This is a genomic window from Sodalis sp. RH19 (assembly GCF_047324215.1).
GTDB lineage: Bacteria > Pseudomonadota > Gammaproteobacteria > Enterobacterales > Enterobacteriaceae > Acerihabitans.
This window is the reverse complement of the sequence record NZ_CP178734.1, coordinates 3,632,039-3,654,611: the sequence shown is the minus strand read 5'-3', so window position 1 is coordinate 3,654,611 and position 22,573 is coordinate 3,632,039. Positions and strand designations below refer to the sequence as shown.

Annotated in this window: 22 protein-coding genes and 2 tRNA genes; 20 read left to right on the top strand and 4 right to left on the bottom strand. The window is 57.1% G+C overall.

Annotated elements, in window-relative coordinates; all coding sequences use genetic code 11:
• The first annotated feature begins 117 nt into the window (after positions 1–117).
• Entirely contained in the window at positions 118–474 is a 357-nt protein-coding gene (locus ACL2XF_RS16575; protein ID WP_413727186.1) for a DNA-binding protein, read from the top strand.
• A 76-nt stretch (positions 475–550) separates the two neighbouring features.
• On the opposite strand, the gene ACL2XF_RS16570 is transcribed toward ACL2XF_RS16575, so the two are convergent.
• Entirely contained in the window at positions 551–814 is a 264-nt protein-coding gene (locus ACL2XF_RS16570) for a helix-turn-helix domain-containing protein (RefSeq protein WP_410016525.1), read from the bottom strand.
• A 183-nt stretch (positions 815–997) separates the two neighbouring features.
• On the opposite strand from ACL2XF_RS16570, the gene ACL2XF_RS16565 reads away from it, so the two are divergent.
• Positions 998–1,384 (top strand): DNA-binding protein, encoded by a 387-nt coding sequence (locus ACL2XF_RS16565; protein ID WP_410016524.1) that lies wholly within the window; start codon positions 998–1,000, stop codon positions 1,382–1,384.
• A 54-nt stretch (positions 1,385–1,438) separates the two neighbouring features.
• On the opposite strand, the gene ispB is transcribed toward ACL2XF_RS16565, so the two are convergent.
• Entirely contained in the window at positions 1,439–2,410 is a 972-nt protein-coding gene (ispB, locus tag ACL2XF_RS16560; RefSeq protein WP_410016523.1) for an octaprenyl diphosphate synthase, read from the bottom strand.
• A 257-nt stretch (positions 2,411–2,667) separates the two neighbouring features.
• Between ispB and rplU the strand changes: the two genes are divergently transcribed.
• The 4 genes from rplU (at position 2,668) to cgtA (ending at position 5,569) form a co-directional block, all read left to right on the top strand.
• Positions 2,668–2,979 carry a 50S ribosomal protein L21 gene (rplU, locus tag ACL2XF_RS16555; protein WP_162364085.1) on the top strand — a complete coding sequence of 104 codons (312 nt, stop codon included), beginning with the start codon at positions 2,668–2,670 and terminating at the stop codon, positions 2,977–2,979.
• Between the two features lie 15 nt (positions 2,980–2,994).
• Entirely contained in the window at positions 2,995–3,255 is a 261-nt protein-coding gene (gene rpmA, locus ACL2XF_RS16550; protein WP_162364084.1) for a 50S ribosomal protein L27, read from the top strand.
• A 132-nt stretch (positions 3,256–3,387) separates the two neighbouring features.
• Positions 3,388–4,371, top strand: a complete 984-nt coding sequence (locus ACL2XF_RS16545; protein WP_413727185.1) for a DMT family transporter — start codon at positions 3,388–3,390, stop codon at positions 4,369–4,371.
• Positions 4,372–4,387: 16 nt separating this feature from the next.
• On the top strand, positions 4,388–5,569 hold the full coding sequence (gene cgtA, locus ACL2XF_RS16540) for an Obg family GTPase CgtA (protein WP_413727184.1): 1,182 nt from the start codon (positions 4,388–4,390) through the stop codon (positions 5,567–5,569).
• Positions 5,570–5,696: 127 nt separating this feature from the next.
• Here cgtA and dacB read toward each other — a convergent pair whose 3' ends face one another.
• Positions 5,697–7,130 carry a serine-type D-Ala-D-Ala carboxypeptidase gene (gene dacB / locus ACL2XF_RS16535; RefSeq protein WP_413727183.1) on the bottom strand — a complete coding sequence of 478 codons (1,434 nt, stop codon included), beginning with the start codon at positions 7,128–7,130 and terminating at the stop codon, positions 5,697–5,699.
• A 256-nt stretch (positions 7,131–7,386) separates the two neighbouring features.
• Here dacB and greA point away from each other — a divergent pair, with 256 nt between their 5' ends.
• Positions 7,387–7,863, top strand: coding sequence for a transcription elongation factor GreA (greA, locus tag ACL2XF_RS16530; RefSeq protein WP_410016519.1), 477 nt, complete (start codon positions 7,387–7,389; stop codon positions 7,861–7,863).
• Between the two features lie 107 nt (positions 7,864–7,970).
• On the opposite strand, the gene yhbY is transcribed toward greA, so the two are convergent.
• Entirely contained in the window at positions 7,971–8,264 is a 294-nt protein-coding gene (gene yhbY / locus ACL2XF_RS16525) for a ribosome assembly RNA-binding protein YhbY (protein ID WP_162364080.1), read from the bottom strand.
• 146 nt (positions 8,265–8,410) lie between these two features.
• Here yhbY and rlmE point away from each other — a divergent pair, with 146 nt between their 5' ends.
• From rlmE to truB, 13 genes are all read left to right on the top strand, one after another.
• Positions 8,411–9,040 (top strand): 23S rRNA (uridine(2552)-2'-O)-methyltransferase RlmE, encoded by a 630-nt coding sequence (gene rlmE, locus ACL2XF_RS16520; RefSeq protein WP_162364079.1) that lies wholly within the window; start codon positions 8,411–8,413, stop codon positions 9,038–9,040.
• Positions 9,041–9,095: 55 nt separating this feature from the next.
• Positions 9,096–11,027 carry an ATP-dependent zinc metalloprotease FtsH gene (gene ftsH / locus ACL2XF_RS16515; protein ID WP_410016518.1) on the top strand — a complete coding sequence of 644 codons (1,932 nt, stop codon included), beginning with the start codon at positions 9,096–9,098 and terminating at the stop codon, positions 11,025–11,027.
• A gap of 246 nt (positions 11,028–11,273) precedes the next feature.
• Entirely contained in the window at positions 11,274–12,119 is an 846-nt protein-coding gene (gene folP / locus ACL2XF_RS16510) for a dihydropteroate synthase (protein WP_413727182.1), read from the top strand.
• Positions 12,116–13,453 carry a phosphoglucosamine mutase gene (glmM, locus tag ACL2XF_RS16505; RefSeq protein ID WP_410016516.1) on the top strand — a complete coding sequence of 446 codons (1,338 nt, stop codon included), beginning with the start codon at positions 12,116–12,118 and terminating at the stop codon, positions 13,451–13,453. Before folP ends, glmM begins: the two co-directional genes overlap by 4 nt.
• Before the next feature lie 201 nt (positions 13,454–13,654).
• On the top strand, positions 13,655–13,987 hold the full coding sequence (gene secG / locus ACL2XF_RS16500) for a preprotein translocase subunit SecG (protein ID WP_410016515.1): 333 nt from the start codon (positions 13,655–13,657) through the stop codon (positions 13,985–13,987).
• Between the two features lie 217 nt (positions 13,988–14,204).
• Positions 14,205–14,291: transfer RNA gene (locus tag ACL2XF_RS16495), tRNA-Leu, on the top strand.
• A 306-nt stretch (positions 14,292–14,597) separates the two neighbouring features.
• Positions 14,598–15,686, top strand: coding sequence for a hypothetical protein (locus ACL2XF_RS16490; protein ID WP_413727181.1), 1,089 nt, complete (start codon positions 14,598–14,600; stop codon positions 15,684–15,686).
• Positions 15,687–16,059: 373 nt separating this feature from the next.
• Positions 16,060–16,136: transfer RNA gene (locus ACL2XF_RS16485), tRNA-Met, on the top strand.
• Between the two features lie 217 nt (positions 16,137–16,353).
• Entirely contained in the window at positions 16,354–16,806 is a 453-nt protein-coding gene (gene rimP / locus ACL2XF_RS16480) for a ribosome maturation factor RimP (protein ID WP_410016512.1), read from the top strand.
• 21 nt (positions 16,807–16,827) lie between these two features.
• Positions 16,828–18,315, top strand: coding sequence for a transcription termination factor NusA (nusA, locus tag ACL2XF_RS16475; RefSeq protein WP_410016511.1), 1,488 nt, complete (start codon positions 16,828–16,830; stop codon positions 18,313–18,315).
• Between the two features lie 25 nt (positions 18,316–18,340).
• On the top strand, positions 18,341–21,049 hold the full coding sequence (gene infB / locus ACL2XF_RS16470) for a translation initiation factor IF-2 (RefSeq protein WP_410016510.1): 2,709 nt from the start codon (positions 18,341–18,343) through the stop codon (positions 21,047–21,049).
• A 64-nt stretch (positions 21,050–21,113) separates the two neighbouring features.
• Positions 21,114–21,527, top strand: coding sequence for a 30S ribosome-binding factor RbfA (rbfA, locus tag ACL2XF_RS16465; protein ID WP_410016509.1), 414 nt, complete (start codon positions 21,114–21,116; stop codon positions 21,525–21,527).
• Positions 21,527–22,468, top strand: coding sequence for a tRNA pseudouridine(55) synthase TruB (gene truB / locus ACL2XF_RS16460; protein ID WP_413722094.1), 942 nt, complete (start codon positions 21,527–21,529; stop codon positions 22,466–22,468). Before rbfA ends, truB begins: the two co-directional genes overlap by 1 nt.
• Positions 22,469–22,573 lie beyond the last annotated feature (105 nt).

Sequence of the window (22,573 nt, the reverse complement as noted above, 5' to 3'; positions counted from 1 at the left end):
CTGCAAAAGCGAACCTATAACGGAACCGTGCCTGGGTAAGACCGCTGCGTTAAAAGGGTTTTACAGGTATTGCGGAATGGAGATAACGAGAGTTATTACCAGACAAGGAGGGAAACGATGGCACTAAAAAAGGAATGGATAGCCACGCATGAACTGATAGGCGTCGGTGGGTTGCCTAAAACGCGCCAAGGCCTGAACCGGCGGGCGCGCGAAGAAGGCTGGCATAAAAGGCGACGCGAAGGGGCACGCGGCAAGGCTGTGGAATATGCATGGCAAAGCCTGCCCGACACGGTAAAAAAAACGCTGTCGCTCCGTTCCGGTACTGCTGAATATAAGGTCTCGCAGCAGGAACCTTCTTCCACCTGGCTGGAAATTCACCGACAGTCTCTCCTGCGCGGAACGCGACTTCGTGGTGTCGTTTATTTTAAGGGAGGGCGTTTTAAACCTGTTAAAACGCCTGGATTATCCCGATGAATCCCTGGCGGGACTCGATCGGGAGTAGGAGGGTAAGACCGGCGCGCCCGGGGGCGTATTCCGGCCTGGTTTACTGTCAGCGGGAGCGTATCAGGCTTTTTCTGTCAACCAACTGATTCGTCTTTGGATCAATGTAACGGCTGGGCCAGATTTCCAGTGGGTGTATGCCCAAGGCATTCCCTATAAGCCATTCGCCTTTCGGCCATGGGCGGGTCATGGCGTTCGCCAGGGTTGACGAACTCAAGCCTGCATCCCGAGAGACGGCCGCAAGCGTGGTGCCGCGTTTACGTAACGCTGCAATGATATCGGCGGAGTGCCAATCTTTTATCCTTTCACACATATTCAATCCCTTGCTGCTCACTGAGGGTAGGTAAATGCACTAATTAGCATAAGTAAGTAACCCGTAGTTGATTTCACTATGCCACCGGAAAATTTATAGCACATTTTTTCCTAAAGTTTTTCCACCATTTTCTCAATGATGTCAAATTTTGCTATGGACGTCCCTTTTTGGAATGCAAAAGATATGAAAAAAGCCTGGTTTAAGACCTGTGAACTCATTGGTGTAGCCAAGCTTCCGGGTACCCGGCAAGGCATTACCGCGCGGGCACGGCGGGAAAACTGGATCCGCCGTCCGGTCGTGGGCGTGCAGGGAAAAGGCCTGGAATTCGCCATTGAGAGTTTACCAGCCGAAGTGCAACAAGAGCTCACCAGCCGGCAAATGCAGGAAACGCCCGTTGCCGAATACCTGATCAATCCCGCGCGCAAGGCGCCGGAAAAAGACCCTCTCGGGGCCTGGATGGCTATATATCAGCAATTTCAACCGGAGGAACGGGATGAGGTCATCAGCCTGGTGTTGCGCGAGGGGATTACGGGGTTTCTGACGCGCCTGGGCATGACGCCCAAGCGCTGATAATCACCGGGAACGGATTTGCCGGCGGGTTTCCCGCTATCGGCCGCCGGTTTCCTAAAATTGCCGTTGCACCGCCAGGTGCGCCAGGCTTTCCAGCGCCTGGCGAAAAGGGGTCGGCTCCAGGCAGGCGAGGCAGGTGATGGCGTTATCCGCTTCCGCTTCCGCACGCTGCCGGGTGTACTCGAGGGAACCGCACTGATGCATGGTTTCCAGTACCGCGTCGAGCAGGTGGCGGCCGTTGCCCTGGATAATGGCCTCGCGGATCATCGCCGCCTGCCGCGCGTCCCCGTGGCGCATGGCATGCAGCAGCGGCAGGGTGGGCTTGCCTTCATTCAGGTCGTCGCCGGTGTTTTTGCCCAGGGTCTTGCCGTCGGCGCCGTAATCCAGCAGATCATCGATTAGCTGGAAGGCGGTGCCCAGGTAACGGCCGTAATCCCGCAGGGCGTTTTCCTGCTCGGGGGTGGCGCCGGCCAAAATGGCGGAAGATTGCGCCGCCGCCTCGAACAGGCGGGCCGTCTTGCTGTAAATCACCCGCATGTAGCTCTCGATGCTGATATCGGGATCGTTGCAGTTCATTAACTGTAATACTTCGCCTTCGGCAATGACGTTAACCGCCTCCGACATCAGCGCCAGGACCCGCAGCGATTCCAGGCCGGTCATCATCTGGAAGGCGCGCGTGTAGATAAAATCCCCCACCAGGACGCTGGCGGCATTGCCGAACGCCGCGTTGGCCGTGGCCTTGCCCCGGCGCATATCGGATTCGTCAACCACGTCGTCATGCAATAAGGTGGCGGTATGGATAAATTCAATCAGCGCTGCCACGGTCACATGCTTTTTGCCGTCGTAATGCAAGGCCCTGGCCGCCAGCACGGCTATCATCGGGCGGATGCGCTTGCCCCCGCCGCTGATGATGTAGTGGCCAAGCTGATTGATAAGCGCGACTTCGGAGTTCAACTGCTCGAGGATAATCGCGTTGACGTCCGCCATATCATGTGCGGTAAGTTCTGTAATTTGATCAAGGTTCATTATTGTCTTTAGGCTTTATTTTAACCGTTAGATAGTAACGCTGCTCATGGGGCCAGATGGTAGAAACTGTGTTACTGATTGTACTTGAAAAATGCCAGAGATAAATGCCGGTGAAGAAACTGCGCTTTTTTCGTCTCCTGTATGTATTCTGCACTTGTCATAGGGCGCTTTTTTGCGTAGAATTCGCGCCCTATTGTGAATATTTATAGCGCACTGTGGACGAATCTAAGTTGAGTGCGCGGAAAGCGGAGTTTTTTATGTACGCGGTTTTCCAAAGTGGTGGTAAACAACACCGGGTCAGCGAAGGTCAGACTGTTCGCCTTGAAAAGCTGGACATCGCAACGGGTGAAACCGTTGAATTCGACCAGGTGATGATGATTGCCAACGGTGATGACATTCAGATCGGCGTTCCTTTCGTCAATGGCGGAAAGATTCAAGCTGAAGTAGTTGCCCATGGTCGTGGCGATAAAGTGACGATTGTTAAATTTCGTCGCCGTAAGCACTATCGTAAGCAACAAGGCCATCGTCAGTGGTTCACTGACGTGAAAATTACCGGTATCGGCGCCTAACAGGGGAGCACACTCATGGCACACAAAAAGGCTGGCGGCTCGACTCGTAACGGTCGCGACTCAGAAAGTAAACGCCTGGGCGTCAAACGCTTCGGCGGCGAAGCTGTTTTAGCAGGCAGCATCATCGTTCGCCAGCGTGGAACTAAATTCCACCCCGGCACCAACGTTGGTTGCGGTAAAGACCACACTCTGTTTGCTTTGGCTACTGGTAAAATCCAGTTCGAAGTTAAAGGACCGAAAAACCGCAAGTTTGTCAGCATCGTAGCAGCTGAATAAATTTTCCGTTTTTTGCTGGCCGCGGCTCCGATAGCCCGGCCCAGGCAACACGTCCCGATAACAGAGCAAAGCCCCGCAATTCTTGCGGGGCTTTTTACTTTTCTTTCCGGCCACGTTTCGCGTTAAACACTCATGAAGACAAATCAGCAGGCGGGACAGCAGGCAGGGGTGGGCATCATGCTGGCGCTCACCACCGCAATGTGCTGGGGGGCGTTGCCCATCGCCATGAAACAGGTGCTCACCGACATGGAGCCGTATACCGTGGTCTGGTACCGTTTCATCATGGCGGGTATCGGTCTGGCCGTCATCCTGGCGCCGCGTCGCCAACTGCCGTCATTAACGCTGTTTTTGCGCTGGCGCTGGCTGATGATGCTGGTTATCGCCACCGCGGGCTTGCTGGGCAACTTTATTTTCTTCAGTTCGTCGCTGCAATACCTTAGCCCGACCGCGTCGCAGGTCATCGGCCAGCTTTCGCCGGTGGGCATGATGTTCGCCAGCGTGCTGATCCTTAAGGAACGCATGCGCGGCACCCAGATTATCGGGGCGTTGATGCTGATAAGCGGCCTGGTGATGTTTTTTAATACCAGCCTGCTGGAGATCTTTACCCGGCTGACCGACTACACCCTGGGGGTGATCCTAGGGGTTTGCGCGGCGACGGTCTGGGTCTGTTACGGCGTGGCGCAAAAGGTTCTGCTGCGCCGGCTGGCCTCGCAACAGATCCTGTTTTTACTGTATGTTTTGTGTACAATAGCCTTATCCGTCGTGGCCAAGCCCGCGGCGGTGATGCACCTAAGCTTGTGGCAGGTTGCCTGCCTGGTATTTTGCGGTGCCAATACATTGGTTGGTTACGGCGCGCTGGCGGAAGCCATGGCGCGCTGGCAGGCGGCGCAGGTCAGCGCTATCGTCACGCTGACGCCCCTGTTCACCTTACTTTTTTCGGATTTGCTGTCACTGGCCTGGCCGGATTATTTCGCTGCTCCGGCGCTGAATATTGTCGGTTATCTGGGCGCGTTTGTCGTGGTGGCGGGTGCGATGTTTTCTGCGGCGGGCCATCGGTTCCTGCCCGTGCGGGCCAAAACAGGACCGGTGCTGCCCATCAAGCCGCCCGGCAAATGAATTACGGAGAGTTTCCATGAAGTTTGTAGATGAGGCCGCCATCGTGGTGGTCGCGGGCGACGGCGGCAACGGTTGCGTCAGTTTCCGGCGGGAAAAATATATTCCTAACGGCGGTCCTGACGGCGGCGACGGCGGGGACGGCGGCGATGTCTATCTGCTGGCGGACCGGAACCTGAACACCCTGATCGATTATCGCTTCGAAAAATCCTTCCGCGCTGAACGCGGTCAAAACGGCCAAAGCCGGGACTGCACCGGCAAACGCGGCAAGGACATTACCATCAAAGTCCCGGTGGGCACCCGTATCCTCGACCAGGGCACCGGTGAAACCATGGCCGACATGACCCGCCATGAGCAACGCGTCATGGTGGCGAAAGGCGGTTTCCACGGCTTGGGCAACGCGCGCTTTAAATCTTCCATTAACCGCGCCCCGCGCCAGAAAACCGACGGCACCAAGGGCGAAAACCGCGAACTGCAGCTCGAACTGCTGCTGCTGGCCGATGTCGGCATGCTCGGGCTGCCCAATGCCGGCAAATCAACATTTATCCGCGCGGTGTCCGCCGCCAAACCCAAGGTGGCCGACTATCCCTTCACCACCCTGGTGCCGAGCCTTGGCGTGGTGCGCATGGATAATGAGCAGAGCTTTGTGGTCGCCGATATCCCCGGCCTGATTGAAGGCGCGTCCGAAGGCGCCGGCCTGGGCATTCGTTTCCTGAAACACCTTGAGCGCTGCCGGGTGCTGCTGCACCTGATCGATCTCGCCCCCATCGATGAATCGGATCCCATCGAAAACGCCCGGATCATCGTCAAGGAGCTTGCGCGCTACAGTGAAAAGCTGGCCGCCAAGCCGCGCTGGCTGGTATTTAATAAGATCGACCTGCTCGACCCCGAAGAAGCGGATCGCCGGGCCAAGGCCATAGCCGCGGCGCTCGGCTGGCAGGAACAGTTTTATATTATTTCCGCCGCCAGCCAGCAGGGCGTTAAAGCGCTGTGCTGGGACGTGATGGCCTTCATTAACAGCCATCCCCACGATCTGCCGGCTGAAGAGGCCGCCGCCCCGGTCAAGGTTGAGTTTATGTGGGATGACTATCACCGCGAACAGCTGGAAAAAACCGAGATCGTCGCTGAAGAGGACGATCTGGACGATGACGATTGGGACGAAGATGATGAAGAAGGCGTGGAATTTATCTATCACCGCTGACGGTTCTGGATTTGCCGCGATCCTGCACGGGTTGCATTAATACGCGCCCGGGCGGCCTCACCGCCGCTACAACGCCCCTACCGCTGTTTGCGGGGGGGCGTTTTTTTATGGACGAGGGGGGCGCCAATCAGTTGTTTTGATAGATATCTTTATATAACCGGCTTTCGAAACGTACCAGGGGAATGCGCCTGGCCTTTTGATCCTCGGGCGGCACCGCGTATCCCGAGAGATACTGCACAAAAGCCATGCGCTGGCCGCTGACGGTGGTGATAAAGCCCGCCAGGTTATAAACCCCCTGCAACGAGCCGGTTTTGGCCGAGACTTTACCGTCCACGCCCGCCTCGTGCAGCCCGGCGCGATACATCAGCGTGCCGTCATATCCCGCCAGCGGCAGCATGGAGATGAAATCCAGGGTTTGGTCATGCTGGCCGATATATTGCAGCACCTGCATCATGGTGGCCGGTGAAATCAGATCGTGGCGCGATAAGCCGGAACCGTCGACGATAATGGTATTGCCCAGATCGATGCCGGCCTGCTGGCGCAGGATTTGCCGTACCGCGTCCGAACCGGCGCGCCAGGTGCCGGGCACCTTGAAACGCTCGCGGCCGATGGTGCGAAATACCGTATCGGCAATCATGTTATCGGATTTCTTCAGCATCACCCGCAGCAAATCATGCAGGGGCGCGGAATACGTCTGCGCCAGTATCTTGCTCGGCGCGCCGGGAACGGTTTGACGCAGCAGGGTGCCCGCCACCTCGATACCCGCTTCTTTCAGTTCGCTTTTCAGGATGGCTCCCGCATAGCTTGCGCCATCCTGGATGGCAAACGCCAGCGGCAGGGGTTCGGCGCGCTGGGGCAGGCAGCCGGTCAGGGTAAAGCGGTTCAGCTCGCCCGGCACCACGTCCAGCTCGCAATATTGTGCCTCGGGGGACCCTTTCGCCAGGGTGCGTACCTGGCTGTACATCTGCACCGGGTAATACGAGGCCACGCGGATAAACGCATTATCGCCGGCCTTGGGTGCGCTGTAGAGCGAAACGGAGAAGCAGTTGCGATCGACGATGGCCGCGCCCGGCGGCGCGCTGAAGCATTGGGTCAAGTCATTCCACGGCCATCCCGGGGCTTTATCGTGGCTGGCGAAGGCGGAGGTGTCGATGAGCAGATTGCCCGAAACCTGGCGGATGCCCTGCTTGCGCAGTTCGGCGACCATATTGCGCAACTGCTGGCGCCCCAGGGTCGGATCGCCGCTAAAACGGGCGATCAGGTTGCCGCGCAGCACGCCGTTGCCGACCGTGCCGTCGCTTTCCAGGGTGGTGCTGAAACGATAGGCCGGTCCCAGTTGCAACAATGCCGCCAGCGCGGTGATCACTTTCTGGGTACTGGCCGGCAGGGCCATCTGCTGGCTGTGATAATCAATGGCCGGCGTGGGGGCGCCGATTTTTTGTGCAATCAATGCCAGGTTGGCGCCGTCGGGTAACAGTTCCGTATAATTTTCCACCGGCGCGCCGTGCGCGGACAGCATAATAACGCCGGTCAATCCTGTGAGTATTCCTACAAAACGCATAATATTGTGCAACGGCAAAGTAACGTGGTGCCATACTACGGTGCAAACAGGGTTAAAGTAAACGATGACCCATCGGGAACTCTGGGTTAAAATACGTATCAAAATGCAAACCAAGACTGACCAGGCTCGTTGCGCCAGGTGCGGTTTTTTTTGCTTTTCGCTTAGGTGGTAGCGCAAACGGCTACGCCGTGACAACATTCAGTACCGTCAGGACGGCGACTATTTTAGCAGGATGTATTCATTTAGAGGTATTGCCATGACACCAATTCCGATGACTTTGCGTGGTGCCGATAAGCTGCGGGAAGAGCTCGAGTTTTTGAAAAGCGTCCGCCGCCCGGAAATTATCAAGGCCATCGCCGAGGCTCGCGCGCACGGCGATCTGAAGGAAAACGCGGAATACCATGCCGCGCGCGATCAGCAAGGGTTCTGCGAAGGCCGTATCCAGGAAATCGAAGCGAAGCTGTCCAACGCGCAGATTATCGATGTCACCAAGATGTCGGCCGGCGGCCGGGTGATTTTTGGCGCGACGGTCACTATCCAGAACCTGGAAAACGAAGACGAGCAGACCTATCGCATCGTTGGCGACGACGAGGCCGATTTTAAACAAAATCTTATTTCCATCAATTCCCCCATGGCGCGGGGTCTGGTCGGCAAGGAAGTCGGCGATATCGCCCTGATCCGGACACCCGGCGGCGATGTGGAATATGAGATTTTGCAGATAGAATATCTTTAATACGCTGAAAAAGCGGAATGAGATGATTTGTAAAGAAAGGAAAAAGGCCGTAAGCGGCCTTTTCCTCTATCGGGGAACATGGCACCTTTTCAGCAGAAAAGGTGTATTCAGCGCGGTAAAGTGATTTTATGGTCTTTACCCGGCCGGTACAGAACCAGGACGCCGCCGATGGCCTGCACGTTAACGGCGCCGGTTTCACGCACGATGGCATCCGCGATAAGCGTTTTGGTCTCGCGTTCTTCCGCGGCAATTTTCACTTTGATAAGCTCATGATGTTCAAGAGCCTGTTCAATTTCTGCCAGCACGCCTTCGGTCAGGCCGTTATTGCCCAGCATGACGACCGGTTTTAGCGGATGAGCCAGGCTTTTCAGGTGCTGTTTTTGCTTATTATTAAGATTCATTTGTCTTTTTTGCTTACGTTGGGATTGAAAACGGTACATTCTACCGCCATCTCATGGTTATCACCAAATCGGTCGTGATTGTATCTGGCGCACGAGTGCCCGCATCCCATCACAAATGCACTCTTTCAGGATAGTTGGGAAACACGATGACCACCAAAAAGCGTTCTGGAAGCTCCAGTCGATGGCTACAGGAACACTTTAGCGATAAATATGTTCTCGAGGCACAAAAAAAAGGACTGCGTTCGCGTGCCTGGTTTAAACTTGAAGAAATACAGCAGGGCGACAAACTGTTCAAACCGGATATGGCTGTCGTGGATCTCGGCGCCGCGCCCGGCGGCTGGTCGCAGTATGTCGCCACGCAAATTGGCAAGAAAGGGCGTATCATCGCCTGTGATATTCTCCCCATGGATCCCATCGTGGGCGTCGATTTCCTGCAAGGCGACTTTCGCGACCCGCTGGTGCTGCAGGCCTTGCTTGAAAGGGTAGGCGAAAGCAAAGTACAGGTGGTCATGAGCGATATGGCCCCTAATATGAGTGGCACGCCGGCCGTTGATATTCCCAAGGCCATGTATTTAGTCGAATTGGCCTTGGAGATGTGCCGGGATGTACTGGCACCTGGCGGCAGTTTTCTGGTTAAAGTCTTTCAGGGAGAAGGTTTTGATGAATACCTGCGGGAAATTCGCTCCCTATTTACGAAGGTAAAGATTCGTAAGCCAGACGCTTCGCGCGCACGATCGCGGGAAGTGTACATTGTGGCGACAGGGCGCAAATTATAGTACCCTACGCTAATTGTTAACACCGTTGTAATATGAGGTTAATCCCTTGAGTGACATGGCGAAAAACCTGATTCTCTGGTTGGTCATCGCAGTAGTGCTGATGTCTGTATTTCAGAGCTTCGGGCCCAGCGAGTCCAATAGCCGTAAGGTGGATTACTCTACCTTTATGTCTGAATTAAATCAGGATCAGATTCGGGAAGCGCGTATTAACGGACGTGAAATTAACGTTACCAAGAAAGACAGTAACCGCTATACCACGTTTATCCCGGTCAATGATCCCAAGTTGTTGGATATCCTGCTGACCCGGAACGTTAAAGTCGTCGGTGAACCGCCGGAAGAACCAAGCCTGCTGGCCTCGATCTTTATTTCCTGGTTCCCGATGCTGTTGCTGATAGGCGTCTGGATCTTTTTTATGCGTCAAATGCAGGGCGGCGGCGGCAAGGGGGCGATGTCCTTCGGCAAGAGCAAGGCCCGGATGCTGACTGAAGATCAGATCAAAACCACCTTTGCCGACGTTGCGGGCTGCGACGAAGCAAAAGAAGAAGTCAGCGAACTGGTCGATTACCTGCGTGAACCGAGCCGCTTTCAGAAGCTGGGCGGGAAAATCCCTAAAGGCGTGCTGATGGTCGGGCCGCCCGGGACCGGTAAAACCCTGCTGGCCAAGGCCATTGCCGGTGAAGCCAAAGTCCCGTTCTTCACCATTTCCGGCTCGGATTTCGTGGAAATGTTTGTCGGCGTCGGCGCGTCGCGTGTGCGCGACATGTTTGAACAGGCAAAGAAAGCCGCGCCATGCATCATCTTTATCGATGAAATCGATGCGGTGGGGCGCCAGCGCGGCGCGGGCCTGGGCGGCGGTCATGACGAACGCGAACAGACCCTGAACCAAATGCTGGTGGAAATGGATGGCTTCGAAGGCAATGAAGGCATCATCGTTATCGCGGCGACCAACCGTCCCGACGTGCTGGACCCGGCGTTGCTGCGTCCCGGCCGTTTTGACCGCCAGGTGGTCGTCGGCCTGCCGGATGTGCGCGGCCGTGAGCAGATCCTGAAAGTCCATATGCGCCGGGTACCGTTGTCCACTGATATGGACCCGTCGGTTATTGCCCGCGGCACCCCCGGTTTCTCGGGCGCCGATTTGGCCAACCTGGTCAATGAGGCCGCGTTGTTTGCCGCCCGCGGCAGCAAACGCGTGGTCTCGATGGTGGAATTTGAAAAGGCCAAGGATAAAATCATGATGGGCGCCGAACGCCGCTCCATGGTGATGACCGAAGCGCAAAAGGAATCCACCGCCTACCACGAGGCGGGCCACGCCATTATCGGTCGCCTGGTGCCCGAGCATGATCCGGTGCATAAGGTGACGATTATTCCGCGCGGCCGCGCGCTGGGCGTGACGTTCTTCCTGCCGGAAGGCGACGCCATCAGCGCCAGCCGCCAGAAGCTGGAAAGCCAGATCTCCACGCTGTACGGCGGCCGTCTTGCCGAGGAAATCATTTACGGCGTGCAGAAGGTTTCCACCGGCGCGTCCAACGATATCAAGGTGGCAACGTCCATTGCGCGCAATATGGTGACCCAGTGGGGCTTCTCCGAAAAGCTGGGGCCGCTGCTTTACGCCGAGGAAGAAGGCGAAGTGTTCCTGGGCCGCTCGGTGGCTAAGGCCAAGCATATGTCCGATGAGACGGCGCGTATTATCGACCAGGAGGTGAAATCCCTGATTGAACGCAACTATGCCCGGGCGCGCACTCTGCTGATGGAAAATATGGATATCCTGCATTCGATGAAGGATGCCCTGATGAAATATGAAACCATCGACGCCCCGCAAATCGACGATTTAATGGGCCGTAAAGCAGTGCGTCCGCCCGCGGGCTGGGATGATTCGCCGAGCAATCACTCCTCCGACAACGGCGGCACGCCTAAGGCGCCGACGCCGGTGGATGAACCCAACACCCCGACCGGCAACACCATGTCGGAGCAGTTCGGCAACAACTAAGCGCCTAAACAAAGCGTGGTGCCCGTACTCTCCTCCAACAGCCCCGGCTCAGCAGCCGGGGCTTTTTTATGCCTGGCCGGCCGGCGCGCGTCCCTGGTCGCGTTGTGCTCCTGCCGGTGTCCTAATGCGCATCGCAATGCTAAGATATGCCCGCGGCCGTATTCCGGCCTCTTCCCATTACGTTTTTAACGACGATGACGCCAGGACGCCGATTCGCACCACGTATTGCTCAAAGGAGAAAATCGTATGCAACTTCAGCTTGGCCAGCGCGTACTCGATCTGGGTTCCCCGCAGGTGATGGGGATCCTGAACGTCACGCCGGACTCCTTTTCCGACGGCGGCAAGTATCGCCGGCTTGACGCGGCGCTGGCCCATGCGCAGGCCATGGTTGCGGCCGGCGCGACGCTGATTGATATCGGCGGGGAATCCACCCGGCCCGGCGCCGCCCCGGTAAGCGACCAGGAAGAGGCTGACCGCGTGCTGCCGGTCGTCAGCGCGCTGGCGCAGCGGCTGGATGTGGCAATCTCGGTGGATACCTCGCGCGCGCTGGTGATGCGCGAGAGCGCGGCGGCGGGCGCCCATTTGATAAACGATATCCGCGCCCTGCGCGATCCTGGCGCCCTGGAGGTGGCCCGCGACAGCGGACTGCCGGTTTGCCTGATGCACATGCAGGGTGAACCGCGATCCATGCAGCAGGCGCCGCATTATGACGATGTCCTGGCGGAGGTAGATCGCTTTTTCGCCGGGCGTATCGCCGACTGCGTGGCGGCGGGAATCCCGAAAAACAAGCTATTGCTCGATCCGGGTTTCGGTTTCGGCAAGGATTTGGCGCATAATTACCGCCTTCTGGCCCGGGTGGGGGATTACCATCATTTCGGCCTGCCGCTCCTGGTGGGGATGTCGCGCAAATCCATGATAGGCCAACTTACCCAGGCGCCCGCGGAACAACGCGTTATCGGCAGCGTGGCCTGCGCGGTGATTGCCGCCATGCAGGGCGCGCAGATAATTCGCGTCCACGATGTCAAGGCAACCGTCGAGGCGATGCAAATCGTCACCGCGACTCTTTTAGCGAAGGAATCACTATTTGTATGAGTAACCATAAATACTTTGGCACCGACGGTATTCGCGGCAAGGTCGGCGAAAGCCCCATTACCCCTGATTTTGTGCTGAAGCTGGGATGGGCGGCGGGCAAGGTACTGGCGCGACATGGTTCGCGTAAAATCATTATCGGCAAGGACACGCGCATTTCGGGATATATGCTGGAGTCGGCGCTGGAGGCGGGACTGGCCGCGGCGGGATTGTCCGCCGCCTTTACCGGGCCGATGCCCACCCCGGCCATTGCCTACCTGACCCGTACCTTCCGGGCGGAAGCGGGCATTGTCATTTCCGCCTCCCATAATCCCTATTACGACAACGGCATCAAATTTTTCTCCATCGACGGCACCAAGCTGCCGGATGCGGTGGAGGAGGCCATCGAAGCCGAGCTGGAAAAAAACCTGACCTGTGTGGAAAGCGCCGAGCTGGGCAAGGCAAGCCGCATTGTCGACGCGGCGGGCCGCTATATCGAGTTCTGCAAAGGCACGTTTCCCAGCAACAGCAGCCTGAAGGGATTAAAAATCGTGGTGGATTGCGCCAACGGCGCCACTTACCACATCGCCCCCAGCGTGCTGCGCGAACTGGGGGCGCAGGTGGTGGCCATAGGCTGCCAGCCGGACGGCATGAATATCAACCAGGAGTGCGGCGCCACCGACGTGCGCCTGTTGCAGCGGCGCGTGCTGGAAGACAAGGCCGATCTTGGCATTGCTTATGACGGCGACGGCGATCGGGTGATTATGATCGACCACCTGGGCAACAAGGTGGACGGGGATCAGATCCTCTATATCATCGCCCGGGAAAAACTGCGCCAGGGCCAGCTCAGCGGCGGCGTGGTGGGTACGCTGATGAGCAATATGGGGCTGGAACTGGCGCTTAGGCAGTTGGGTATCCCGTTTGTGCGCGCCAAGGTAGGCGACCGTTACGTGCTGGAGAAAATGCAGGAGAAGGGCTGGCGCATCGGCGCGGAAAATTCCGGCCACGTGATCCTGCTGGATAAGACCACCACCGGCGACGGCATTATCGCCGGATTGCAGGTTCTCTCCGCCATGGTGGGCAATCATATGACCCTGCACGATCTGTGCAGCGGCATGCGTCTGCTGCCGCAAATCCTGGTGAATGTGCGCTTTGCCGGCATCGGCGACCCGCTGGAATCGGCGGCGGTAAAACAGGCGCAGGCGGACGTCGAAATAGCCCTGGCGGGGCGGGGCCGGGTGCTGCTGCGTAAATCCGGTACCGAACCCCTGATCCGGGTTATGGTGGAGGGGGAGGACGCGGAACAGGTTAACCGCCTGGCGCATCTTATTGCCGATGCGGTAAAAGCGGCGGATTAAGCGGCATGGCGCGCGGGCAAGCGCGCTTCCCGCTGCGCGGATGACGTTTTTTTCCGCAATCAGCGCGTTAGCCGCAATTTGCCCTTGCACGACTTAACGGCTTTAGTTAGTATTCACACCCGCTCCAGTCGGAGATTGTGACAACCGGATTGGGGCCATAGCCTAACGCGCGGTTTAACCCGCAAGGATACTGAAAAGATTATGTACGAAGCTCTGTTAGTCATATTCCTGTTGATAGCTGTCGGGCTGGTTGCGCTGATTATGCTGCAACAAGGTAAAGGTGCTGATATGGGGGCCTCTTTCGGCGCAGGCGCTTCCGCGACCCTGTTCGGTTCGAGCGGTTCCGGTAACTTCATGACCCGTGTGACGGCCGTGCTGGCAACGCTGTTTTTTATCCTCAGTCTGGTGTTGGGCAACCTTAGCGGCAGCCACAGCCAGAAAGGCAGCGAGTGGGATAATTTGAACCAGGCTCCGCAAGCGCAAAAGGCACCGTCCGAAGCGCCGGCGAAACCGAATAACGATATCCCGCAGTAATAGGTACCGTTTTATCTGAAGCGACGGGCGAAAAGAAACACGCCGGAGTGAGCAAATGCTGGTATGCCCAAGTGCGGGTGTCCAGAGATGTCGGTGTGCAGAAATGCCGGTATCTCACAATAGCGTCCCGGCGTTAAGTAATACCTGAAAATAACCGGTAACCAGCCGGATAAAAAGATAACTGGTTGCGCAATGCAGCGGATGTGAAAAAATCAGTGCCGAGGTGGTGGAATTGGTAGACACGCTACCTTGAGGTGGTAGTGCCCGATTGGGCTTACGGGTTCAAGTCCCGTCCTCGGTACCAAGTTTAAATAGAAGACGTCGCTGGACGTCTTTTTGCTTTTTAAGCACCGTCAAACCGGCGGGCAAACAGGCTTACCCTTCTTCAATTCGATGTTACCCTAATCTTCCCCCTTGAATGACACCCCTCTTTCCCGTGCCGGCATTCCTTTGACCATAAGCGATTTATACAATTATACGCCCATGCGATATGAGAAATTAGCAGCGAAATAATTTTACATGGCCGGCTTTGGGCCGGGATGGCGGATCGCGCCAAGAGTATTGTCGCCAAAATGCATCCGAGCATTTAATGAAAAAGTGGGGGAGTAAAATGACAACAGTATCCTTTACGCCAGGGCAACAGCCCCCGGAATACAGGGGTTGGCAAGAGCGGTTAACGCGCACTGAGCAAGATAAAATCGACACCGCCGCCGCCGGGCGGGCGCTAAAAAACATGGGTTCCGCGTTTGTCGGTAAACTCTCCGGGGCAAAGAATTCACTGCTGACGCTGCGCTCCGGTATTAAACAAACATCCTGGGCGGTTGGACATGGCATGGCGCGTCTGTTGGATAAACTCGCCATCGCCGGCAAGAGGATAGCCGCCGCCGCGCGCCGCTCTTCCCATGCAAGCGTTAGGGATATGCTCACCAAGCCGGTCTATAGGACCGTGCGGCCTGACCATGTTATCGGCCCCTTGCTGAATGACGGCGATTCACTGGCAGTCAATGGTAAAGAAATCAGGGACTATTTAATCAATAACCCCGGCAGTCCCCTTTTTGCCTCCGGCAATATCAAGATTACCGGACACACCATTAGCTTCATACAGCCGGAGACTATCCCGGGTACCGCGATGACCATTACCGGGCTGACCCTGGATAGCCGGGATAGCCACAGCGGCGAGGTACTCGGCGCGCTAAGGGAGGTTTTGCAGGATCCCAAAGCAATCTTCGGCAGCCTGGCTGAGTTATGCGCAATAATGACCGTGAACGACAAGCTCAACGTCGTGAAGATGCGCACCGCGCAGCTTATCGCTGACCAGTTGAACCAACCGTCGGTGAGGAAGGCATTGGTAACGCCGAAGTACGAATCGGCGATCAATAGCCTGGTGGCATATGACCCCAGAACGGATACCTATAAGCCCTGGTTTACCCCTGCGGCGCTTAACCGGAACGTCACGCCGCCCGGCGAACCGGCTTTTGCGGCGCGCGCGCCTGAAAAGCCGGTGGTCCCGCCGCGTCCGCCATGGCTTAGCAACGCCAGGTCAGTGGCGGTTCCAGACCGGACGGCGGGTACTGAGTCCACCATTGCCGGGGGCGTTAATAACGGCGCCGTTAATGCGCCGGTTGGGCGCGCGGGACCAACGGTCCACGATGCCGGCAAGAGCGTGGCAGAGCTGCGCAAGCTATTTGATAAGCCATGACTCTCGCGGTATTGCCTGTGATGGTTGGCCGGGAAAAGCATAGCCGCGCGCGCTGTGCTTTTCGCCCGCGGGTTGACGCTCTCTTCCCATCACCGGATGTCGGCGCGCGCTGAAAGAAGGCTTGCCCGACCGCCGGTGTTATGAAATACTCTGCCTCCCCAATCGCTAACGTCAGCCGCGTGCGGTTTCTACCAGGCGTTGCAGTATCGGTGGTTTGCCGGCGTCATTTTCCGCTAGGAAAAAAACGCTATGGCCCTTAAAAGGCCGTAAATACATGAGATTGGCGGGATCTTTTGCTCAACGTTACCGTTTGTTATGTAATGATAACTTGCTTTTTTATGGTTATCGGCGTAATATTTGCAACGTTTTCAGACGCGGGGTGGAGCAGCCTGGTAGCTCGTCGGGCTCATAACCCGAAGGTCGTCGGTTCAAATCCGGCCCCCGCAACCACTTTCCCTTAGAGTTCTTTTTCAAATATACTGCCCAGTACGTTATACTGTTTGATATCGCAGCGGCGTTTGAAAAAAGATTCTATGGAATGTTGTAAAGCCGCTTTGCGGCTTACAGGGTCCCAGTCGCAAAAAGCCCCGAATTTTCGGGGTTTTTTGTTATTAAACTACAGAAATACTGGGCTTTTTAGCCCTTTTTTTATGTCTTGGGGGTGGGCTTGTCCACATTAGAACAAAAATTGACTGAGATGATCGCCGCACCGGTGGAAGCCTTGGGCTATGAGCTGGTAGGCATAGAATTCATCCGGGGCCGGCAGTCAACGTTACGCATCTATATTGATAGTGACAAGGGTATCACCGTCGATGATTGTGCTGATGTCAGCCGCCAGGTCAGCGCGGTGCTCGACGTCGAGGATCCGATCCAAGTGGCCTACAGCCTCGAGGTGTCTTCTCCGGGCCTCGATCGTCCGTTATTCGCCGCCGCGCATTATACGCAGTTCATCGGTGAAGAAGTCAGCGTGGTTTTGCGCATTGCGGTGCAAAACCGTCGCAAATGGCAGGGAATCATTAAAACGGTTGACGGCGAAATGATCACGGTGACGGTGGAAGGAAAAGATGAAGTGTTCGCTTTAAGCAACATCCAGAAAGCGAACCTGGTACCCCACTTTTAACGTTTTAATGAGGCAACTAGGATGAATAAAGAAATTCTGGCTGTTGTTGAAGCAGTTTCCAATGAGAAAGCGGTTCCGCGCGAAAAAATTTTTGAAGCGCTGGAAACTGCACTGGCTACGGCAACAAAGAAAAAATACGAGCAAGAGATTGAGGTTCGTGTCAATATCGATCGGAAAACCGGCGATTTCGAAACCTTTCGCCGTTGGGTCATCGTGAATGAAGTCACGCAGCCGACGCGCGAAATCACCTTTGACGCGGCGCAGTTTGAAGATCCGGCGGCCGTATTAGGCGGTTACGTCGAGGACGAAATTGAATCCGTGGTATTTGACCGCATCACGACCCAAACCGCTAAACAGGTTATCGTCCAGAAAGTGCGTGAAGCCGAACGCGCCATGGTCGTGGATCAGTTCCGCCAGCATGAAGGCGAAATCGTCACCGGCGTAGTGAAAAAAGTCAATCGCGACAATATCAGCCTCGATTTGGGCAGCAACGCCGAAGCGGTGATTGGCCGTGAAGATATGCTGCCGCGCGAGAACTTCCGCCCCGGCGATCGTATCCGCGGTGTTCTTTATTCAGTACGTCCGGAAGCACGCGGCGCCCAGCTGTTTGTGAGCCGTTCCCGCCCAGAAATGCTGATAGAATTATTCCGTATCGAAGTACCGGAAATCGGCGAAGAGGTCATTGAGATCAAGGCCGCCGCCCGCGATCCGGGTTCACGGGCTAAAATCGCCGTGAAAACCAACGACAAGCGTATCGATCCGGTCGGCGCCTGTGTCGGTATGCGCGGCGCGCGCGTACAGGCGGTGTCCAGCGAATTGGGCGGCGAACGTATCGATATCATCCTCTGGGATGATAATCCGGCGCAGTTTGTCATCAACGCCATGGCCCCGGCCGACGTGGCCTCCATCGTGGTCGATGAAGACAAGCACCAGATGGATATCGCGGTGGAATCCGGCAACCTGGCCCAGGCCATCGGCCGTAACGGGCAGAACGTCCGCCTGGCCTCGCAGCTAAGCGGCTGGGAGCTGAACGTGATGACCGTCGAGGATCTGCAGGAGAAACATCAGGCCGAAGCCCATGCCGCCATCGATATCTTCACCAAGTATCTGGACATTGATGAAGAATTCGCCACGGTACTGGTTGAAGAAGGCTTTTCCTCATTGGAAGAACTCGCGTATGTCCCAATGAAGGAACTGCTGGAAATCGAAGGGCTTGATGAAGAAATGGTAGAAGCGTTGCGTGAGCGGGCGAAAAACGCCCTGACCACGCTCGCCCTGGCGCAGGAAGAGAATCGCGGCGGGGGCAAGCCGGCTGAAGACCTGTTAAGTCTACCGGAGCTTGAGCGCGAAATGGCGTTCAAGCTGGCGGAGCGCGGTGTTTGTACGCTGGAAGATCTTGCCGAACAGGGTGTCGATGACCTGTCAGATATTGAAGGGCTGAGTAGTGAAAAAGCCGGTGAGCTGATTATGGCCGCGCGCAATATCTGTTGGTTTGGCGACAACGCGTAATAAACTGTAGCAGGAAAGGAACAGCATGACAGATGTAACCGTAAAATCGCTCGCCGCAGAAATTCAGACTCCGGTCGATCGCCTGGTACAGCAGTTTGCTGATGCTGGTATCGACAAGACCGAAGCCGATTCTGTGACCCAGCATGAAAAACAAACGTTATTAGCGCACCTGAACCGTGAGCGGGGCAGCGCGCCGAATAAACTCACTTTACAGCGTAAAACCCGCAGTACCTTGAATATTCCGAGTACAGGCGGTAAAAGTAAATCGGTGCAAATAGAAGTCCGCAAGAAACGCACGTACGTGCAACGCGATCCCCAGTCCGCCGAACAGGCGGAAGCGGAAGAGCTGGCTAAACGTGAAGCGGAAGAACTGGCCCTTCGTGAGGCTGAAGAGCGTGCTGCGCATGAAGCCGCTGAAAAAGCCAAGCATGAAGCCGAAGAAAAAGCAAAACGTGCGGCCGACGATAAAGCCAAACGTGAGGCCGCTGATACAGCGAAGCGTGTGGCAGCGGAAAGTGAAAAATTGACCAACCAGCAGACCAATAATATGACTAAGTCACCACAGGCGGTCGAAAAAGCCCGCCGTGAAGCCGAGGCCGCTGAGCTTAGACGTAAAGCGGAAGAGGAAACGCGTCGCAAGGTTGAAGAAAGTGCACGCCTCGCCGTCGAAGAAGCCAAGCGGATGGCGGAAGAAAACGGCGGCACCTGGGTTGCCACGCCGGAACCGACGGAAGAAGATGCCAGTGACTATCACGTCACCACCTCTCATCACGCCCGCGAGGCGGAAGATGAAAACGACCGTAAGGTCGAAGGTGAGCGTCGCGCCCGCACGCGCGGCGGCAAGGCGACCAAACAGAAAAAGACCAGCCGTCTGTCCGAATCCAAGGCCGACCGTGAAGAAGCGCGCGCCGTGGGCCGTAAAGGCAAGCGCAAGCCAAGCACGCTGCAGCAGAGCTTTAATAAGCCCGCCCAGATCGTTAACCGCGATGTGGTGATTGGCGAAACCGTCACCGTTGCCGAACTGGCCAATAAAATGGCGGTGAAAGGTTCCCAGGTTATCAAGGCGATGATGAAACTCGGCGCCATGGCGACCATCAACCAGGTTATCGATCAGGAAACCGCGCAGCTGGTGGCCGAGGAAATGGGCCATAAAGTTATCCTGCGCCGCGAGAATGAACTCGAAGAAATGGTGATGAGCGACCGCGATATCGACGCGGCGGCCGAACCCCGCGCGCCGGTGGTGACCATTATGGGTCACGTCGACCATGGTAAGACCTCGTTGCTCGACTATATCCGCTCCACGAAAGTGGCGGCAGGCGAAGCCGGCGGCATCACCCAGCATATCGGCGCCTACCATGTGGAAACCGAGAATGGCATGATCACTTTCCTGGATACCCCCGGACATGCGGCGTTTACCGCCATGCGTGCGCGCGGCGCCCAGGCGACGGATATCGTGGTGCTGGTCGTGGCCGCTGACGACGGCGTGATGCCGCAGACCATCGAGGCCATTCAGCACGCCAAGGCGGCGAAGGTGCCGGTCGTGGTGGCGGTGAATAAAATCGACAAACCCGAAGCCGATCCGGATCGGGTGAAGAACGAGTTAACCCAGTACGGCGTGATCCCGGAAGAATGGGGCGGCGAAAGCCAGTTCGTCAACGTGTCGGCGAAATCCGGCGTCGGTATCGACGAACTGCTTGACGCTATCCTGCTGCAGGCCGAAGTGCTGGAGCTTAAAGCCATCCGCAACGGCATGGCCAGCGGCGCGGTGATTGAATCCTTCCTGGATAAGGGCCGCGGCCCGGTTGCGACCGTACTGGTGCGCGAAGGCACGCTCAATAAAGGCGATATCGTCCTGTGCGGCTTTGAGTACGGCCGTGTGCGCGCGATGCGCGACGAGTTGGGACGTGAAGTCTCCTCGGCCGGCCCCTCCATCCCGGTAGAGATCCTCGGCCTGTCCGGCGTGCCCGCCGCGGGTGATGAAGCCACGGTGGTGCGTGACGAGAAGAAAGCGCGGGAAGTGGCCTTATACCGTCAGGGCAAATTCCGCGAAGTCAAACTGGCGCGCCAGCAGAAGTCCAAGCTGGAGAATATGTTCGCCAATATGACCGAAGGCGAAGTCTCCGAGCTGAATATCGTGCTGAAAGCCGACGTTCAGGGCTCCACCGAAGCGATTTGCGATGCTCTCGAAGCCTTGTCCACCGCTGAGGTTAAGGTCAAGATTGTCGGCTCCGGCGTCGGCGGCATCACCGAAACCGATGCCACCCTGGCCGCGGCGTCCAACGCCATCATCCTGGGCTTCAACGTTCGTGCCGATGCCTCCGCCCGCCGGGTGGTTGAAGCGGAAAGCCTGGACCTGCGCTACTACTCGGTTATCTATGACCTGATTGATGAAGTCAAACAGGCCATGAGCGGTATGCTGGCCCCGGAATATCGCCAGGAAATCATCGGCCTGGCCGAAGTGCGCGATGTGTTCCGCTCGCCGAAGTTCGGCGCCATCGCCGGTTGTATGGTGACGGAAGGCGTGGTGAAGCGTCACAACCGTATCCGCGTGCTGCGCGACAACGTCGTGATCTACGAAGGCGAGCTGGAATCCCTGCGCCGCTTCAAGGATGACGTCAACGAAGTGCGCAACGGCATGGAATGTGGTATCGGCGTGAAGAACTACAACGATGTCCGTCCGGGTGATGTGATTGAAGTCTTCGAAACCATCGAGATTCAACGCACCATCGAGTAAACCGCCGCGAACATTTATTGATGCAAGGGGGCTTATGCCCCCTGTTTTGTCTGGAGAAATTATAATGGCAAAAGAATATAGCCGAACCCAGCGCGTCGCCCAGGAAATGCAAAAAGAAATTGCCATCATCCTGCAGCGCGAAATCAAGGACCCCCGCGTCGGCATGGCCACCGTCTCCGGCGTGGAAGTGTCGCGCGACCTGGCCTACGCCAAGGTGTTCGTGACCTTCCTTAATGATAACGAACCACAGCAGATAAAAATCGGCATCACCGCGCTGCAGGACGCCTCCGGGTTTATCCGCAGCCTGCTGGGCAAGGCCATGCGCCTGCGCGTCGTGCCGGAACTGACCTTCTCCTACGATAACTCGCTGGTGGAAGGCATGCGCATGTCCAACCTGGTCAGCCAGGTGGTGCAAAAAGATCGCGCCCGCCGCAGCGAAGCCGAACCCGACGAGGGCGGCGAGGGCAAGGAAGACTGATGGGCCGCCCAAGTCGTCGCGGCCGCGATATTGACGGCATCGTATTGCTGGACAAGGGGATGGGCCTCTCCTCCAACGATTTGCTGCAAAAAGTTAAGCGGCTGTTCCACGCCAATAAAGCCGGGCACACCGGCGCGCTGGATCCGCTCGCCACCGGTATGCTGCCCATTTGCCTGGGGGAAGCGACTAAATTCTCCCAGCATCTGCTTGATGCGGACAAGCGCTACCGGGTGGTGGCCCGGCTGGGCCAGCGCACCGATACCTCCGATGCCGAGGGCACTATCATCAGCGAGCGCCCGGTGGCAATCGATCAGGTCCGGCTGGAGCAGGCCCTGGCGCGCTTTCGCGGCGAAACGCCGCAAACGCCCTCGATGTATTCGGCGCTGAAATACCAGGGCAAACCGCTGTATGAATATGCGCGCCAGGGAATAGATGTACCCCGTCCCACGCGTTTGATTACCCTGTATGCGCTGGAGTTGATCCGCTGGGATCAGGATAGCGTCGAGCTGGAAATCCATTGCTCGAAAGGCACCTATATCCGCACGATCGTCGACGATCTGGGCGAAATGCTGGGCTGCGGCGCCCATGTGATTGTCCTGCGCCGCCTGGCGGTGGCGCGTTATCCCGCGGAGCGCATGGTCACGCTGGAACAGTTGCAGGCGCTGGCCGCCGCCGATCCGCTGGCGCCGGCCACCCTCGCCGCGCTTGACAGCCTGCTGCTGCCGATGGACAGCGCGGTGGATGATATGCCCGAGCTCAATTTGCCGCCGGCCGCCGCCGGCCTGGTCAGAATGGGCCAAACGGTCGCCACGGCCGATGCGGCGCGGACGGGTATGGTCCGGTTGACCGAAGGGGTGGAACGGCGCTTTTTCGGCGTGGGGGAAATCACCGAAACCGGCCTGGTCGCCCCCCGGCGGCTGGTGGCCGAACCGCGCGTTTGATTGAGTGCGCGCCTTGCGATCGGGGTGCGCTAAGAGTAGAATAGCGCGGCTTATGAATGGGGTTGCTGAATTAGAGATCGGCGCCTGTGTATTTCACAATAAATC

Bases quoted from the DNA above. Each gene is read 5' to 3' on its own strand.
- secG (WP_410016515.1), top strand. From the start codon at position 13,655: ATGTACGAAGCTCTGTTAGTCATATTCCTGTTGATAGCTGTCGGGCTG.
- greA (WP_410016519.1), top strand. From the start codon at position 7,387: ATGACACCAATTCCGATGACTTTGCGTGGTGCCGATAAGCTGCGGGAA.
- rlmE (WP_162364079.1), top strand. From the start codon at position 8,411: ATGACCACCAAAAAGCGTTCTGGAAGCTCCAGTCGATGGCTACAGGAA.
- yhbY (WP_162364080.1), bottom strand. From the start codon at position 8,264: ATGAATCTTAATAATAAGCAAAAACAGCACCTGAAAAGCCTGGCTCAT.
- truB (WP_413722094.1), top strand. From the start codon at position 21,527: ATGGGCCGCCCAAGTCGTCGCGGCCGCGATATTGACGGCATCGTATTG.
- infB (WP_410016510.1), top strand. From the start codon at position 18,341: ATGACAGATGTAACCGTAAAATCGCTCGCCGCAGAAATTCAGACTCCG.
- nusA (WP_410016511.1), top strand. From the start codon at position 16,828: ATGAATAAAGAAATTCTGGCTGTTGTTGAAGCAGTTTCCAATGAGAAA.
- cgtA (WP_413727184.1), top strand. From the start codon at position 4,388: ATGAAGTTTGTAGATGAGGCCGCCATCGTGGTGGTCGCGGGCGACGGC.
- ACL2XF_RS16490 (WP_413727181.1), top strand. From the start codon at position 14,598: ATGACAACAGTATCCTTTACGCCAGGGCAACAGCCCCCGGAATACAGG.
- rplU (WP_162364085.1), top strand. From the start codon at position 2,668: ATGTACGCGGTTTTCCAAAGTGGTGGTAAACAACACCGGGTCAGCGAA.
- rbfA (WP_410016509.1), top strand. From the start codon at position 21,114: ATGGCAAAAGAATATAGCCGAACCCAGCGCGTCGCCCAGGAAATGCAA.
- folP (WP_413727182.1), top strand. From the start codon at position 11,274: ATGCAACTTCAGCTTGGCCAGCGCGTACTCGATCTGGGTTCCCCGCAG.
- ACL2XF_RS16565 (WP_410016524.1), top strand. From the start codon at position 998: ATGAAAAAAGCCTGGTTTAAGACCTGTGAACTCATTGGTGTAGCCAAG.
- ispB (WP_410016523.1), bottom strand. From the start codon at position 2,410: ATGAACCTTGATCAAATTACAGAACTTACCGCACATGATATGGCGGAC.
- rpmA (WP_162364084.1), top strand. From the start codon at position 2,995: ATGGCACACAAAAAGGCTGGCGGCTCGACTCGTAACGGTCGCGACTCA.
- dacB (WP_413727183.1), bottom strand. From the start codon at position 7,130: ATGCGTTTTGTAGGAATACTCACAGGATTGACCGGCGTTATTATGCTG.
- ftsH (WP_410016518.1), top strand. From the start codon at position 9,096: ATGGCGAAAAACCTGATTCTCTGGTTGGTCATCGCAGTAGTGCTGATG.
- glmM (WP_410016516.1), top strand. From the start codon at position 12,116: ATGAGTAACCATAAATACTTTGGCACCGACGGTATTCGCGGCAAGGTC.
- ACL2XF_RS16570 (WP_410016525.1), bottom strand. From the start codon at position 814: ATGTGTGAAAGGATAAAAGATTGGCACTCCGCCGATATCATTGCAGCG.
- ACL2XF_RS16545 (WP_413727185.1), top strand. From the start codon at position 3,388: ATGAAGACAAATCAGCAGGCGGGACAGCAGGCAGGGGTGGGCATCATG.
- ACL2XF_RS16575 (WP_413727186.1), top strand. From the start codon at position 118: ATGGCACTAAAAAAGGAATGGATAGCCACGCATGAACTGATAGGCGTC.